The organism is Pseudomonas sp. TE3-3-F2023 (assembly GCF_036784815.1).
GTDB classification, from domain to species: domain Bacteria; phylum Pseudomonadota; class Gammaproteobacteria; order Pseudomonadales; family Pseudomonadaceae; genus Aquipseudomonas; species Aquipseudomonas pudica.
The window spans coordinates 2,737,501-2,752,344 of the sequence record NZ_CP145113.1; the positions used below are offsets into that span (position 1 = coordinate 2,737,501).

Annotated in this window: 10 protein-coding genes, 2 rRNA genes and 1 pseudogene (1 of these 13 only partly in view); 10 read left to right on the forward strand and 3 right to left on the reverse strand. The window is 62.0% G+C overall.

The window, feature by feature from the left end:
- The 3 genes from V3314_RS12435 to V3314_RS12445 form a co-directional block, all read left to right on the forward strand.
- A 23S ribosomal RNA gene (locus V3314_RS12435) occupies nt 1-2,491 on the forward strand; it begins 400 nt to the left of the window's first position.
- 131 nt (nt 2,492-2,622) lie between these two features.
- Nucleotides 2,623-2,738: ribosomal RNA gene (rrf, locus tag V3314_RS12440) — 5S ribosomal RNA — on the forward strand.
- Between the two features lie 275 nt (nt 2,739-3,013).
- On the forward strand, nt 3,014-4,822 hold the full coding sequence (locus tag V3314_RS12445) for an ABC transporter ATP-binding protein/permease (protein ID WP_338460280.1): 1,809 nt from the start codon (nt 3,014-3,016) through the stop codon (nt 4,820-4,822).
- Here the strand turns inward: V3314_RS12445 and V3314_RS12450 are convergent.
- Nucleotides 4,819-6,042, reverse strand: a complete 1,224-nt coding sequence (locus tag V3314_RS12450; protein WP_338460281.1) for an MFS transporter — start codon at nt 6,040-6,042, stop codon at nt 4,819-4,821. The two genes, V3314_RS12445 and V3314_RS12450, sit on opposite strands and share 4 nt — an antisense overlap.
- A 298-nt stretch (nt 6,043-6,340) precedes the next feature.
- Here V3314_RS12450 and V3314_RS12455 point away from each other — a divergent pair, with 298 nt between their 5' ends.
- The 4 genes and pseudogenes from V3314_RS12455 to V3314_RS12470 all read left to right on the forward strand — a co-directional run bounded on the left by V3314_RS12455 (nt 6,341) and on the right by V3314_RS12470 (nt 10,311).
- Nucleotides 6,341-8,575, forward strand: coding sequence for a TonB-dependent siderophore receptor (locus V3314_RS12455; protein ID WP_338460282.1), 2,235 nt, complete (start codon nt 6,341-6,343; stop codon nt 8,573-8,575).
- Between the two features lie 219 nt (nt 8,576-8,794).
- Nucleotides 8,795-9,343: pseudogene (locus tag V3314_RS12460) on the forward strand (PepSY-associated TM helix domain-containing protein); the annotation flags it as partial.
- Complete coding sequence (locus tag V3314_RS12465; RefSeq protein ID WP_046616812.1) at nt 9,340-9,672, forward strand: DUF3325 domain-containing protein; 333 nt, start codon at nt 9,340-9,342, stop codon at nt 9,670-9,672. The pseudogene V3314_RS12460 and the gene V3314_RS12465, both read left to right, overlap by 4 nt.
- A gap of 99 nt (nt 9,673-9,771) precedes the next feature.
- A complete protein-coding gene (locus tag V3314_RS12470; protein WP_046616813.1) occupies nt 9,772-10,311 on the forward strand; it encodes a histidine phosphatase family protein in 540 nt (179 codons plus the stop codon).
- Nucleotides 10,312-10,314: 3 nt separating this feature from the next.
- Here the strand turns inward: V3314_RS12470 and V3314_RS12475 are convergent, their stop codons facing one another.
- A complete protein-coding gene (locus V3314_RS12475; protein WP_153670968.1) occupies nt 10,315-11,100 on the reverse strand; it encodes a sulfite exporter TauE/SafE family protein in 786 nt (261 codons plus the stop codon).
- Nucleotides 11,101-11,325: 225 nt separating this feature from the next.
- A complete protein-coding gene (locus V3314_RS12480) occupies nt 11,326-11,919 on the reverse strand; it encodes an XRE family transcriptional regulator (protein ID WP_046616815.1) in 594 nt (197 codons plus the stop codon).
- A 114-nt stretch (nt 11,920-12,033) separates the two neighbouring features.
- Between V3314_RS12480 and V3314_RS12485 the strand changes: the two genes are divergently transcribed.
- From V3314_RS12485 to V3314_RS12495, 3 genes are all read left to right on the forward strand, one after another.
- Nucleotides 12,034-13,170 carry an FAD-dependent oxidoreductase gene (locus V3314_RS12485; protein WP_046616816.1) on the forward strand — a complete coding sequence of 379 codons (1,137 nt, stop codon included), beginning with the start codon at nt 12,034-12,036 and terminating at the stop codon, nt 13,168-13,170.
- Nucleotides 13,171-13,182: 12 nt separating this feature from the next.
- Nucleotides 13,183-13,560, forward strand: coding sequence for a RidA family protein (locus V3314_RS12490; RefSeq protein WP_338460283.1), 378 nt, complete (start codon nt 13,183-13,185; stop codon nt 13,558-13,560).
- A 182-nt stretch (nt 13,561-13,742) separates the two neighbouring features.
- The gene (locus V3314_RS12495) at nt 13,743-14,807 is read left to right on the forward strand and encodes a hypothetical protein (RefSeq protein ID WP_338460284.1); all 1,065 of its coding nucleotides are present in this window, start codon (nt 13,743-13,745) and stop codon (nt 14,805-14,807) included.
- The last annotated feature ends 37 nt before the right edge of the window (nt 14,808-14,844 follow it).

Sequence of the window (14,844 nt, forward strand, 5' to 3'; positions counted from 1 at the left end):
GGACCATCCTCCAAGGCTAAATACTACTGACTGACCGATAGTGAACCAGTACCGTGAGGGAAAGGCGAAAAGAACCCCGGAGAGGGGAGTGAAATAGAACCTGAAACCGTATGCGTACAAGCAGTGGGAGCCTACTTGTTAGGTGACTGCGTACCTTTTGTATAATGGGTCAGCGACTTATATTCAGTGGCGAGCTTAACCGAATAGGGGAGGCGTAGCGAAAGCGAGTCTTAATAGGGCGTTTAGTCGCTGGGTATAGACCCGAAACCGGGCGATCTATCCATGGGCAGGTTGAAGGTTAGGTAACACTGACTGGAGGACCGAACCGACTACCGTTGAAAAGTTAGCGGATGACCTGTGGATCGGAGTGAAAGGCTAATCAAGCTCGGAGATAGCTGGTTCTCCTCGAAAGCTATTTAGGTAGCGCCTCATGTATCACTCCAGGGGGTAGAGCACTGTTTCGGCTAGGGGGTCATCCCGACTTACCAAACCGATGCAAACTCCGAATACCTGGAAGTGCCGAGCATGGGAGACACACGGCGGGTGCTAACGTCCGTCGTGAAAAGGGAAACAACCCAGACCGTCAGCTAAGGTCCCAAAGTCATGGTTAAGTGGGAAACGATGTGGGAAGGCTTAGACAGCTAGGAGGTTGGCTTAGAAGCAGCCACCCTTTAAAGAAAGCGTAATAGCTCACTAGTCGAGTCGGCCTGCGCGGAAGATGTAACGGGGCTCAAACCATGCACCGAAGCTACGGGTGTCATCTTTGATGACGCGGTAGAGGAGCGTTCTGTAAGCCTGTGAAGGTGAGTTGAGAAGCTTGCTGGAGGTATCAGAAGTGCGAATGCTGACATGAGTAACGACAATGCGAGTGAAAAACTCGCACGCCGAAAGACCAAGGTTTCCTGCGCAACGTTAATCGACGCAGGGTTAGTCGGTCCCTAAGGCGAGGCTGAAAAGCGTAGTCGATGGAAAACAGGTTAATATTCCTGTACTTCCAGTTATTGCGATGGAGGGACGGAGAAGGTTAGGCCAGCCTGGCGTTGGTTGTCCAGGTTTAAGGTGGTAGGCTGAAATCTTAGGCAAATCCGGGATTTCAAGGCCGAGAGCTGATGACGAGTTGCCTTTAGGCGACGAAGTGGTTGATACCATGCTTCCAAGAAAAGCTCCTAAGCTTCAGATAACTGGGAACCGTACCCCAAACCGACACAGGTGGTTAGGTAGAGAATACCAAGGCGCTTGAGAGAACTCGGGTGAAGGAACTAGGCAAAATGGCACCGTAACTTCGGGAGAAGGTGCGCCGGCGAGGGTGAAGGACTTGCTCCGTAAGCCCATGCCGGTCGAAGATACCAGGCCGCTGCGACTGTTTATTAAAAACACAGCACTCTGCAAACACGAAAGTGGACGTATAGGGTGTGACGCCTGCCCGGTGCCGGAAGGTTAATTGATGGGGTTAGCGCAAGCGAAGCTCTTGATCGAAGCCCCGGTAAACGGCGGCCGTAACTATAACGGTCCTAAGGTAGCGAAATTCCTTGTCGGGTAAGTTCCGACCTGCACGAATGGCGTAACGATGGCGGCGCTGTCTCCACCCGAGACTCAGTGAAATTGAAATCGCTGTGAAGATGCAGTGTATCCGCGGCTAGACGGAAAGACCCCGTGAACCTTTACTATAGCTTTGCACTGGACTTTGAATTTGCTTGTGTAGGATAGGTGGGAGGCTTTGAAGTGGGGACGCCAGTTCTCATGGAGCCATCCTTGAAATACCACCCTGGCAACTTTGAGGTTCTAACTCAGGTCCGTTATCCGGATCGAGGACAGTGTATGGTGGGTAGTTTGACTGGGGCGGTCTCCTCCCAAAGAGTAACGGAGGAGTACGAAGGTGCGCTCAGACCGGTCGGAAATCGGTCGTAGAGTATAAAGGCAAAAGCGCGCTTGACTGCGAGACAAACACGTCGAGCAGGTACGAAAGTAGGTCTTAGTGATCCGGTGGTTCTGTATGGAAGGGCCATCGCTCAACGGATAAAAGGTACTCCGGGGATAACAGGCTGATACCGCCCAAGAGTTCATATCGACGGCGGTGTTTGGCACCTCGATGTCGGCTCATCACATCCTGGGGCTGAAGCCGGTCCCAAGGGTATGGCTGTTCGCCATTTAAAGTGGTACGCGAGCTGGGTTTAGAACGTCGTGAGACAGTTCGGTCCCTATCTGCCGTGGACGTTTGAGATTTGAGAGGGGCTGCTCCTAGTACGAGAGGACCGGAGTGGACGAACCTCTGGTGTTCCGGTTGTCACGCCAGTGGCATTGCCGGGTAGCTATGTTCGGAAGAGATAACCGCTGAAAGCATCTAAGCGGGAAACTTGCCTCAAGATGAGATCTCACTGGGATCTTGAATCCCCTGAAGGGCCGTCGAAGACTACGACGTCGATAGGTTGGGTGTGTAAGCGCTGTGAGGCGTTGAGCTAACCAATACTAATTGCCCGTGAGGCTTGACCATATAACACCCAAGCAATTTGCTAGCGCAGATTGCGGTGGTGAAGACGAAAGAACCGAAAGTTCGCAACATCACAAATATCGCATATCCGAATTCGCTGGGCTGTCCATCTGGACATTCTGGCAACAGAATTTCTTGACGACCATAGAGCATTGGAACCACCTGATCCCATCCCGAACTCAGTAGTGAAACGATGCATCGCCGATGGTAGTGTGGGGTTTCCCCATGTGAGAGTAGGTCATCGTCAAGATTCATTTCGCAAAACCCCTATCTGCACATGCAGGTAGGGGTTTTGTCTTTCTGGCCTACCAATCCCAGGCCTGCACCCCCCTCTGTGGGAGCGGGTTCACCCGCGAACACCGGCAAAGCCGGTGCCATCCACCGCGTCGCCCGCTTCGCGGCTAAAGCCGCTCCCACAGGGGCCCGCGTAGCTCGCAAAAGCAATCATGAAATGTGCGTCATTTATGCCTGACGAACCACAGGTCAATGCTACGCTCGCGGAAATACTCAGCACGGATACCCACCATGGAAATGAACTGGCACCAGGCCCTGCAAGAGAGCCTGAGCTGGCTGGCATTCGCCTCGTTCATCACTTTTGTCTGCTTCACGGCAGCCGCTACACTGGCCGTACGTTGTACGCGCTGGGGCAGTCAGTTCTGGCAGCTTGCCGGGCCCTATTTCAGTTTCAGGCGCAGTTGGCGGCCGTTGCTGGTGTTCGCCCTGCTGCTGGTACTGACGCTATTCTCGGTGCGCCTGAATGTGCTGTTCTCATTCTGGTACAACGGCTTCTACAGCGCCTTGCAGGGCCTTGACCAGACTGCCTTCTGGTACCTGCTCGGCGTCTTCGCGGTATTGGCCACCATCCATGTGCTGCGTTCGCTGTTCACCTTCTATGTAAGCCAGGCGTTCAGCATCCAGTGGCGGGTCTGGCTGACCGAACGCCTGACCTACGACTGGATGCACGGTGATGCTTATTACCGTGGCCAGTTCCTCGCCGAGCCGGTGGACAACCCCGACCAGCGAATCGAACTGGACGTCAACGCCTTTGTCAGCAACTCGGTGACCCTCGCCCTGGGCGCGGTCAGTGCGCTGGTTTCGCTGGTGGCGTTCACCGGCATCCTCTGGGGGCTGTCGGCGCCGCTGGCCGTCGCTGGTATGGAGATTCCCCGGGCGATGGTGTTTGCCGTCTACCTGTATGTCATCGTCGCCACCTGGATTGCCTTCCGCCTCGGGCGGCCGCTGATCCGCCTGAACTTCCTCAACGAAAAGCTCACCGCCAACTTCCGTTACGCGCTGATGCGCCTGCGCGAGAACGCCGAGAACATCGCTTTCTACCAGGGCGCGCAGGTCGAGCGGGGCACCTTGCTGGGCCGCTTTGGTGCCTTGATCGTGAATGCCTGGGCGCTGGTGTTCCGGAACTTGAAATTCAGTGGTTTCAACCTGGGCGTGAGCCAGGTAGCAGTGGTGTTCCCGTTCATTCTGCAGGCACCGCGCTTCTTCAGCGGGGCGATCAAGCTGGGCGACGTCATGCAAACCTCCCAGGCCTTTGGCCAGGTGCAGGATTCTTTGTCGTTCTTCCGCGAGTCGTATGATGCCTTTGCCCAGTACCGGGCCACCCTCGACCGTCTGACCGGCTTCCTCGATGCCAACGAGCAGGCAAGCGCTTTGCCGCGCGTCATCACCGAGGACCAGGAGCGTGCCTTATCGATCAGCCGCCTGCAGGTGCTGCGCCCGGACGGGCATGCCCTTATCGCCGACCTGGACCTTGACCTGCACGCCGGCCAGGCGCTGTTGATCAAGGGGCCGTCGGGCAGTGGCAAAACCACGCTGCTGCGTGCGCTGGCAGGCCTCTGGCCGTATGCCGAGGGTGAGGTCAGGCGCCCGCTTGGCCACCAGGCTCTGTTCCTGTCGCAGCGGCCGTACCTGCCGCTGGGCGATCTGCGCGCCGTCATTGCCTACCCGGCGGCCAGCAGGCCTGAGGATGAAACGCGGATGCAGCAGGCCTTGCAACAGGTCAACCTGGCCCACCTGGCCGAGCGACTGGACGTCAGCTGTGACTGGTCACACATTCTCTCGGTTGGTGAGCAACAGCGCCTGGCATTTGCCCGGGTGCTGTTCAACCGGCCGCAGGTGGTGTTTCTCGACGAGTCCACTTCGGCCATGGACGAAGGGCTCGAGCATGCTCTGTATTCACTGTTGCGCACGCAAATGCCGGGGGCGTTGCTGGTCAGTGTCGGGCACCGCAGTACGCTGGCAGGTTTCCATACCCATCGGCTGGAAGAGGACGGGCATGGCGGCTGGTCGCTACTGGAGCAGCAGCCAGTGCTGGCCTAGTTCGGCTTGCAGGGGCCTGACCTGAGTAATGCGACCCCGACCAGGGTGCTGCCTGCACACGCTGCGCCAAGCAGGAATGTCGCGTTGAAGCCGACCCCGTCCCACAGCAGTCCGGCCATCACGCTGGCCACCAGCAGCGCCACGCCGGTCAGCAGGTTGAACAGGCCGAAGGCTGTACCGCGCAGTTCGGCGGGGGCGCTGTCGGCGATCATGGCGGCAAAGATGCCTTGGCTGAAGCCCAGGTGCAGGCCCCATGCAGCCACCCCCATGGCCAGCCCGGTCCAGCCCGGCAGCAGGGCCAGCAGCAGGTCGGCGGCAACCAGCAGCCCCAGCCCGGTCATCAGCACGCCGCGGCGGCCTACGCGGTCCGACAGCACCCCTGCGGGGTAGGCCGCCAGCGAATAGGTCAAGGCCATTAGCACAAGCACTGCCGGCGCCCACAGCGGCGCCAGGCCCATGTCCTGGGCGCGCAGCAGCAGAAACGCCTCGCTGAAGCGGGCGAGGGTGAACAGCGTGGCCAGGCCGATCAGCCGCCAATAGGCCGGGCCCAGGCGGGCCAGCTCGTGCAGTGCCAGCGGTGAACGCACCGTCCGGGTGGAGGCCGGCGTTTCAGGTTCGCGCACGAAGGCAATGAGGATGTACAACGCCACGAACGCCGGGAGCACCGCCACCCAGAACACCGTCTGGAAATGGCTCGCGGTCAGCCACATCAGCATGATCGCCAGCAACGGCCCAAGGAACGCGCCCACGGTATCCAGCGCCTGGCGCAGGCCGAAGGCTGCACCACGCAGTTCAGCGGGCGTAACGTCGGCCACCAGCGCATCGCGCGGCGCCCCACGAATGCCTTTGCCGACCCGATCTACGAAGCGGGCCGCGGTCAGCCACTCCAGCCCGGAGGCCATGGGGAATACCGGCTTGGTCAACGCCCCCAGGCCATAGCCCAGCACCGTGAGCAGCTTGCGCTTGCCCAGCCGGTCGCTGAGGGCACCGGAAAACACCTTGGTGATCGAGGCGGTCGCTTCGGCGATACCTTCGATAAAGCCCACCGCCACTACCGAAGTGCCGAGCACGGTGACCATGTACAGCGGCAGCAATGCGTGAATCATTTCCGAGGAAATATCCATGAACATCGACACGAAGCCCAGCGCCCAGACACTGCGAGGGATCTTCGACAGTGACCGGGTGGCGTTCGTGGTGTGGCTTTCTCCGTGGCTGCGCATCAGGAGGCTCGGCAGAGGGCTACGTTCGAAACTGTAGGAGGCGTCACGCAGGATGCAAATCGGACAGGTGTATGCAAGCAACAGCGCGAATAGCCGGGCTGCGCCGGCACGCCATCGTGTCCGCAAAGTTCCGTTACAAACATGTAAACTTCGTAAATAAGATTTAAACTCATTTGCGAATCCCTATATTTACCATCCCTGTTGGCCACCAGACTGTGTTTGCGAGGCCGGTGGGCGAGGGCTCCCGGTTTCCGACAGGGATGTGCCGTTTCGCTCATGAATCGCAGGAGATGTACCCATGCAGTGCAAGACTTCACCCAACAGCCTGGCCCTGGCGTTCGTCGCGCTGGCGTCACCGGCCATGGTGGCCACCGCGGCCCAAGCCGAAGAACAGCGTACGGGTGAGGTGCTGGAGATGCCGGTCGCGGACAACGCGCTGGTAATCCAGGACACCCTGGTCACCGCCGAACGCGAGGCACGCCAGGCCTTGGGTACGTCGATCATCACCGCCGAAGATATCAAGCGCCATCCGCCGGCCAATGACCTGTCCGACATCATCCGCCGCGAGCCCGGGGTGAACCTGACCGGCAACAGCGCCAGCGGCGCGCGTGGCAACAACCGGCAGATCGACCTGCGCGGCATGGGCCCGGAAAACACCCTGATCCTCATCGACGGCAAGCCATCCAGCGCACGCAATGCCGTGCGCTATGGCTGGAACGGCGACCGCGATACCCGCGGTGAAACCAACTGGGTACCAGCAGAAGCGGTCGAGCGCATCGAGATCCTCCGTGGCCCGGCGGCCGCACGTTATGGCTCCGGCGCCATGGGCGGGGTGGTCAATATCATCACCAAGCGCCCCACCGACGAGTTCAAGGGCAGCGTCAGCCTGTACACCCAGCTGCCGGAAGACAGCGCCGAGGGCACCAGCCGCCGGGGCAACTTCAACCTGGGCGGCGGCCTGACCGACAACCTCGGCTTCCGCCTGTACGGCGGCCTGGCCAAGACCGATGCCGACGACCTGGACATCAACGCCGGGCATGCCACCAGTGCGCTGGTGGCGGGCCGCGAAGGCGTACGCAACAAGGACATCAATGGCCTGCTGAGCTGGAAGCTGAACGACGAGCACCGCCTCGAGGCCAGTGCCGGCTACAGCCGCCAGGGCAATATCTTTGCCGGCGACACCATGAACAGCAACGGCGGTGGTGATGTCGAGTTCGTGTCCAGCCTGTACGGCCACGAGACCAATGTGATGCAGCGCAGTACCTACGACCTGACCCACCTGGGCGATTTCACCTGGGGTACCAGCAAGACCGTGCTGACCTACGAGTACGTGCGCAATTGGCGCCTCAACGAGGGCCTGGCAGGCCGCACCGAGGGTGCCCCCAATGCCGAAGGCGCCGCCATGTCGCGCCTGCGCAACACGCGCCTGAGCAGCGAAGTGAACCTGCCATTCGCCATGGGCAGCACCGAACATGTGCTGACCCTGGGTGGCGAGTACCTGTACGAAGCGCTCAATGACAAGGGCTCGCTGCGCCCGCAAAGCTCGGACCCTACCGTTAACGACGGATTGGTCGGTTTCGACCGCAGCAGCTCGAAGATGACCGCCCGCAGCTATGCGCTGTTCGTCGAGGACAACATCATTGTCGGCGACACCACCATTACCCCGGGCCTGCGTTTCGACCACCACGAAACCTTCGGCGACAACTTCAGCCCCAGCCTGAACCTGTCGCACAAGCTGACCGAAGCACTGTCGGTCAAAGGCGGTATCGCGCGCGCCTACAAGACCCCGAACCTGTACCAGTCCAACCCCAACTACCTGCTGTACAGCCGCGGCAACGGTTGCAGCGTGCAGCAGACCAATAACGGTGGCTGCTACCTGCAGGGCAACGCCGACCTCAAGCCCGAGATCAGCGTCAACAAGGAAATCGGCCTGATGTACGACCGGGGTACCTGGCGCAGCAGTGCCACGTACTTTCGCAACGACTACAAGAACAAGATCGTCGGTGATACCGACGTGTTGTACACCATCGGCACCGGCAGCCGCGTGACCCAGTGGGACAACGCCGGCAAGGCGCGGGTGGAAGGTCTCGAAGGCAACCTGTTCATCGAGCTGACCCCGGCCCTGGACTGGAACACCAACCTGACCTGGATGCTCGACAACGACAACCGCGAGACCGGCGAGCCGCTGTCGGTGATCCCGGAATACACCGTCAACACCACCCTCGACTGGCGCGCCACCGAGAAGCTGTCGTTCCAGGTGGCGGGTACCTACTTCGGCAAGCAGAAGTCGCCGACCTTCAACGAACGCACCCAGCAAGGCTACGACAAGACCGCGCAACAGGACGTGGAAGCCTACGGCCTGGTGGACGTGAGCGCCGGTTACAAGTTCAACGCCAACTACGACGTGCGGTTGGGGGTGAACAACGTGTTCGACAAGCAGATCCTGCGTGGCGGCAACGCCAGCACGTCGGGCGCCAATACCTATAACCAGCCGGGCAGGGCGGTGTTCGCTGCGCTGAACATCAACTTCTGATCCAAGGGGCCGCTTTGCGGCCCATTTCGTCGGCAAGCCAGCTCCCACTGGTACCATACAGTCTTCGAACCCTGTGCAATCCCTGTGGGAGCTGGCTTGCCGGCGAATGGGCTGCAAAGCAGCCCCGGATGCCACCGAGCAACGCCAAGGAGCCCACGATGATCAAAGCCCCCCCGCCTGGCTGCAGATCCTCTCCCGCAGCTGTGCCGCACTGTTCCCGGCCTGCATTTCGCCCAGTTTGGCGGCTACCCGATGCGCTGGCTGTATTTCGTCTGTGGTCTGGTCAGTTGCCTGATGATCGCCAGCGGGCTGGTGCTGTTCTGCGTGAAGCGTGGGCGCAAGTACGCCAGCGCCGAGGCTGCGGTGCGGCGTTGGTACCGGGTGGCGGAGGTGTGCAACGTGGGCTTCGTCAGTGGCCTGTTGTTGGCGTGCGTGGGGTTGCTATGGGCCAGCCGCGTGCTGCCGGTGGAACTGGCGCAGCGGGAGAGCTGGGAGGTTCGTGCGTTCTTTGGTGTATGGCTGCTGGCGCTGTTGCATGCCGGTATCAGGCCGGTACGCAGAGCCTGGATCGAGCAACTGCTGCTGACCGCGTTGCTGTGCATTGGCCTGGGTGCGTTGGGTGGCTTGGGCGACGCCATGCGCCTGGGGGTGGCGGCCTGTGCTCTGGTGTTGGGTGTATTGCTCGGGCTGCTGGTCTGGCGCTTATGGCAGGCTCAGTGGGGGACACAGAAGGCCAGGTCAGGGCGGTGTATGGAGGCCGGGGCATGATGATGTGGGTCATGGGCGGCGTGTTGTTCGCCTACGCTGGCATGCTGGGGCTGTGCCAGGGGCTGGAGCGGCATTACAAGCAGGTATGGAACCGCACCTGCCCGCAGGTGCTGCGTGTCGGCTTGCGCACGGCCGGGTGGCTGGCATTGTTGGGCAGTCTGGTGCTGTGTATCCAAGCCTGGGGCTGGGCCATGGGGCCGGTGGCCTGGTTTGCCGCGATGTCGCTGGCGGGGATGCTGCTGGTATTGCTGCTGCCGTACTGGCCGCGGCTGGCGGTGGGGTTGGTGGCAGCGGTGCCGGTTTGGGGACTGATGCGGGTGATGATCTGATCAGGCACCATCGTCGACGCAGCCGGTGCAATATTGTTGCGGCAGAAAGCGCCACGGCATGCTAAACCTTGCGACCCAACCTGCCGCGAGAGAAACCCGGTGAAAGCCGTCCGCCTGACCCTGATGTGCCATGCCCTGACCCAGGCCCAGAAGACCGGGCGCCTGCACCGCGCCGAGGACGGCATCCTGCCGTTGGGTCAGCCGCCTTTCGCTGACCTTTCCGATGTGCCGGTGCTGGCTGCACCAGAGCGTCGAGCCTGCGAGACGGCGGCGTGGTTTTCCAGGCCTGTGCAGGTCGAGCCGGCCTTGGCCGATTGCGACCTGGGGCGTTGGCAGGGGCTGACGCTGAAGCAACTGCAGGCCGAGCAACCGCAGGCGTTGGCCGAATGGCTTCAGGACCCGGCCAGTGAAGTCCATGGCGGCGAGTCGTTCGCTGTGCTTTGCCAGCGCATCGCTGCCTGGCTGGCGGCCTTCGACAGGCCGGGCGAATGGCTGGCGGTTACCCACCCGATGGTCATGCGCGCCGTGCTGGTGCAGGTACTTGGCTGCCCGATGGGTGCCAGCCAGCGGGTCGACGTGTTGCCGCTGTCGCGCCTGGAGCTGAGCTTTACCGGGCAGTGGCGCCTGCGCCTGGGCTGAAGGTCAGAACGCCAGTTTGTAGCCGATCAGCAGCAGCATCGCCGCCAGGCACGGACGCAGCACGCGGTCGGAAATCCGCCCGGTGAGGTGGCTGCCCAGGTAGATGCCTGGCAGCGAGCCAAGCAGCAGGTAGCCCAGCAGCGACCAGTCCATGTTGCCCATGCCCGCATGGCCCAGGCCCGCCACCAGAGTCAGTGGCACGGCGTGGGCGATTTCGGTACCGACAAGGCGGCGGGTGACCAGGAACGGGTACAGCAGGAACAGCGCCACGGTACCCAGTGCGCCAGCACCGATGGAAGTGAGGGTGACCATCACCCCAAGCACCACGCCGGTGAGCACGGTAAGGATGTTCAGGCTGCGGTCGCTGAGGTGGTAGTGGTCACCGGCATGGCGGTTGGCAAAGGCCTGCAGGCGCGATTTGAACAGGATGGCCAGCGCGGTCAGGATCAGCACCACCGCCAGGCCTTGCTTGATGACGGCGTTGAGCGCCGAAGTGTCGGTGTGCAAGGTGCTGAGGAACCACAGGGTCAGCGCCGCTGCGGGCACGCTGCCCAGGCTGAGCAGGCCGGTGATCTTCCAGTCGACGTTCTTGTTGCGCGCATGCACCCAGACGCCACTGGCCTTGGTGATGGCGGCATAGAGCAGGTCGGTGCCGACGGCGGTCGCCGGGCTGATGCCAAACCACAACAGGATCGGGGTCATCAGCGAGCCGCCGCCGACGCCGGTCATGCCGACGATGAAACCCACGACCAGGCCCGCAATGGTGAAACCGAAAGAACCTACATCCATACGCTACTCGACTGCCCAACTTTGCCCGTTATCGGATGCAGCCAGCATATAGATTTTTTTATAGCCAAATAGACTTGTTCGTTATTAGGTTATAACCGAGTGCTGCCTGCTGGGGCCCTCTCGCCGGCAAGCCGGCTCCCACACCGACCGCATCAACCTCAGGGCCTGTGCAGTACTTGTGGGAGCTGGCTTGCCGGCGAGAGAGCCCTGGCAGGCAGCACCGGGTCAGCGATCAGTCATCACCACCATCACATGCGCATCTGCCCCGTCGTCACTCTCCGACAGGTAGATATGCCCCACCTGGCTGTCGAAATACGCCGTTTCCTGCGGCCCGATGCTCACCGCTTCGCCGGTTTCGAACTCGATACGAACGCGACCGCTCAGCACCAACGCGAACTCTTGCCCGGGGTGGCGGATAAAATCGTCGAACTGGCCGCGTTCACGGGCGATGATGCGGGCGTAGGCGGGTGTCATGCGCCGTTCGGGGAAATCGCCGGCGATCGGGTGGTAGTCATAGGTGCCAGTGGAGTAGCCCGCCGCCGCCGGCAATGAGTCGACCACCACGGTCACCGGCACTGGCGCCGTGACCGTTCCGCTGGCGCGTAATAGCTGGGCAATGTCGACATTCAGCGCCCGGGCGGCGGCGGCGAGCTTTTCGTAGCTGACCGAGACCTGCGCCAGTTCCATCTTCGACAAGGTGGACACCGGTACGCCACTGACTTCGGACAATTGCTTGAGGGTCATCTGGCGGGCCTTGCGCACCTGGCGCAGGCGCTGGCCGACTACGGCACGGTCCAGCAGGGGGAGGGCAGCGGGCATTCGGGGGTCTCGGCATGCAGCGTTGGTCGGGCATCTTACCTTGGACCCTTGCGTATTCGTAAATTCTCATATATTAGAATTCTCATAAATGATAATTGCCTGACAGGAGCGTGCATGACCCTGATCTACGACACCCTGATCATCGGCGCCGGTATTGCCGGTGCTTCCTTGGGTTATCGCCTGGCCGGCCGGCAGAAGGTGTTGTTGCTCGAGCGCGAGGCACAGCCTGGCTACCATTCCACCGGGCGTTCGGCAGCCATGTTCATGGAGGCCTACGGCACCCCGCAGATCCAGGCGCTGACCCGTGCCAGCCGAGGCTTCTACGAAGCACCACCGCAAGGGTTCTGCGAGCACCCATTGCTGGAACCGCGCGGCTGCCTGTACGTCGCCAACCTGGAGCAGCGCGCGCTGCTCGAGCAGACCCACGCGCAGAACCTGGCCAACGGCACCGAGGTCAGCCTGCTCGACCGCGACGCGGCCCTGGCCCTGGTACCGAGCCTGCGTGGCGAGAACCTGGCCGGCGCGGTGCTTGAAGCGGGTGCCATGGACCTGGACGTGCATGCCTTGCACCAGGGTTTCTTGCGCGGCTATCGCGCCGCTGGCGGCGAAATGCGCTGCAACGCCGAGCTGATTCAGGCCTGGTACCTGGATGACCTGTGGCAGGTGGAGCTGGGCGATGGCAGCCGCGTGCAGGCGCGCCAGCTGGTCAATGCCGCTGGTGCCTGGGCCGACCATGTGGCCGAGCAATGTGGAGTGGCGCGTATCGGCCTGCAACCCTGTCGGCGTAGTGCCTTCACTTTCCCCGGCCCGGAGGACCAGGACTTCGCCCGCTGGCCGGCGGTAATCGGCGTAGACGAAAGCTTCTACTTCAAGCCCGACGCCGGCCAGCTGTTGGGTTCGCCGGCCAATGCCGACCCGGTCGAACCCCAGGACGCCGCGCCCGAGGAGCTCGACGTGGCTTTGGGCATCTACAACATCGAAGCCATGACCACCCTGGCGATCCGCCGGCCGAGCCACACCTGGGCCGGGCTGCGCTCGTTCGTCGCCGACGGCGACCTGGTGATCGGTTTCGATGTGCATGCGCCAGCGTTCTTCTGGCTGGCGGCACAAGGTGGCTATGGCATCCAGTCGGCTGCGGGCGCTTCGCGCCTGGCTGCCGACCTGCTGCTGGGCCAGCCTCTGTGTCCTGGCCTTGTCAGCCAGGGGGTGGTGCCCGAGCGCCTGTCCCCGGCACGTTTCCAGCAATCCTGAAAGGAGCATCCCATGAGCAATGATATCCAGCGTTTCCCCAGCAGTCTGCCGTTCCCGTTCTCCCGTGCGGTTAAAGCCGGCGGCTTTCTGTTCCTGTCCGGCCAGGTGCCGATGAGTGCCGGCGGTGAAGTGGTGCGCGGTGACATCCAGACCCAGACCCGCGCCGCCTGCGAGCGCATCGGCGAAAGCCTGGCGGCCTGCGGCGCGAGTTTCGACCAGGTGGTCAAGGCCACGGTGTGGCTGTCGGACATGAGCCACTTCGCCGGCTTCAACGAGGTGTACAAGGAGTTCTTCGGCGCAGCGCTGCCGGTGCGTTCGACCGTGGCCTCGGCATTGGCGCTGGGGGTGGATGTGGAGATCGAAGTGCAGGCGTTTGTCGGAGATTTTTGACCGAACAAATCGCCCATGTGGGAGCGGCCTTGTGTCGCGAAAGGGGCGCGGAGCGGCCCCAGGATTTCTGCATTGCTGCACAGATCGCCGGGGCCGCTCTGCGGCCCTTTCGCGACACAAGGCCGCTCCCACAAAAGCGATGTGGTGGCAGTGAGACAACAACAATAAATCCAGAGGTTCACATGCAAGAGCAGCTGAAGATTGCAGGCGCATTTGTCGGCGTGATCGTGGGGGCGGGGTTCGCTTCGGGGCGGGAACTGTTGTTGTTCTTTGTCGATTTTGGCGTATGGGGGTTGGCCGGTGCACTGGTCAGTGCAGCCTTGTTCACCCTCCTCGGCATGGCCCTGGCGGGGCTGGGCAATCGCCAGCAGGCCACCTCGCACAAGGATGTGATCCAGGCCATCTGCGGCCGTCACCTGGGCCTGTTCGTCGACTGGCTGATCACCTTTTTCATGTTTGCCGTCACCGTTGTCATGCTGGCCGGTGGTGGTGCCCTGCTGGAGCAGCAGTTCGGTATCCCGGCGCTGACCGGCAGCGTGCTGGTGACACTGGTGGTGGTGGGCATCGTGTGCCTGGACGTGCGCAAGGTGATCCTCGTCATTGGCGCCATCACCCCGTTGCTGATCCTGGTGGCATCGGCGATCGCGTTGTACGCCGTGTTCAGCCGGGAGCAGAGCTTCGCCCAGCTCGACCACCTGGCCAGCCAGCAACAAGCGGGCACTCGTCACTGGCTGCTGGGGGCGTTGCTGTACGTGTCGTACAACATCGTTGCCGGCGCGCCGATCCTGGCCATCCTGGGCGGCTCGGCCAAGGGTGAGAGAACGGCAGTATGGGGTGGGCTGCTTGGTGGTGCAGCATTGGGCGGGCTGATGCTGGTGATGAGTGCCGGGCTGTTGTCGCGCCTGGACAGCGTGGCTGACCTGCCGATGCCGATGCTGTCGATCGCCAACGAAGTATCGCCACTGCTGGGGCTGGTGATGTGCCTGATCATCTTCGGCATGATCGTCAACACCGCCGTGGGTACGTTGTTTTCCTTCCTCGCGCGGCTGATGCCGTCGGGTACGGCGAAGTTTCGCTGGGGCTCGGTGGTGACCGGGGTGGTGGCGTTCGGTTGCAGCCTGGTGGGGTTCATCAGCCTGGTGGGTGAGGTGTACCCGGTGTTCGGCTACCTGGGCTTCGTTCTGATGGCGGCGGTGCTGTTGGCCTGGGTGCGGCGGGGCAGGCCTGCCAAAGCGGTTGTGGCTTGAGGGGGCTGCTACGCAGCCCAATCGCCGGCAAGCCAGC

Excerpts from the sequence above, each read along its gene's own strand:
- V3314_RS12445 (WP_338460280.1), top strand. The coding sequence starts at position 3,014 with ATGGAAATGAACTGGCACCAGGCCCTGCAAGAGAGCCTGAGCTGGCTG.
- V3314_RS12450 (WP_338460281.1), bottom strand. The coding sequence starts at position 6,042 with ATGCGCAGCCACGGAGAAAGCCACACCACGAACGCCACCCGGTCACTG.
- V3314_RS12455 (WP_338460282.1), top strand. The coding sequence starts at position 6,341 with ATGCAGTGCAAGACTTCACCCAACAGCCTGGCCCTGGCGTTCGTCGCG.
- V3314_RS12465 (WP_046616812.1), top strand. The coding sequence starts at position 9,340 with ATGATGATGTGGGTCATGGGCGGCGTGTTGTTCGCCTACGCTGGCATG.
- V3314_RS12475 (WP_153670968.1), bottom strand. The coding sequence starts at position 11,100 with ATGGATGTAGGTTCTTTCGGTTTCACCATTGCGGGCCTGGTCGTGGGT.
- V3314_RS12480 (WP_046616815.1), bottom strand. The coding sequence starts at position 11,919 with ATGCCCGCTGCCCTCCCCCTGCTGGACCGTGCCGTAGTCGGCCAGCGC.
- V3314_RS12485 (WP_046616816.1), top strand. The coding sequence starts at position 12,034 with ATGACCCTGATCTACGACACCCTGATCATCGGCGCCGGTATTGCCGGT.
- V3314_RS12490 (WP_338460283.1), top strand. The coding sequence starts at position 13,183 with ATGAGCAATGATATCCAGCGTTTCCCCAGCAGTCTGCCGTTCCCGTTC.
- V3314_RS12495 (WP_338460284.1), top strand. The coding sequence starts at position 13,743 with ATGCAAGAGCAGCTGAAGATTGCAGGCGCATTTGTCGGCGTGATCGTG.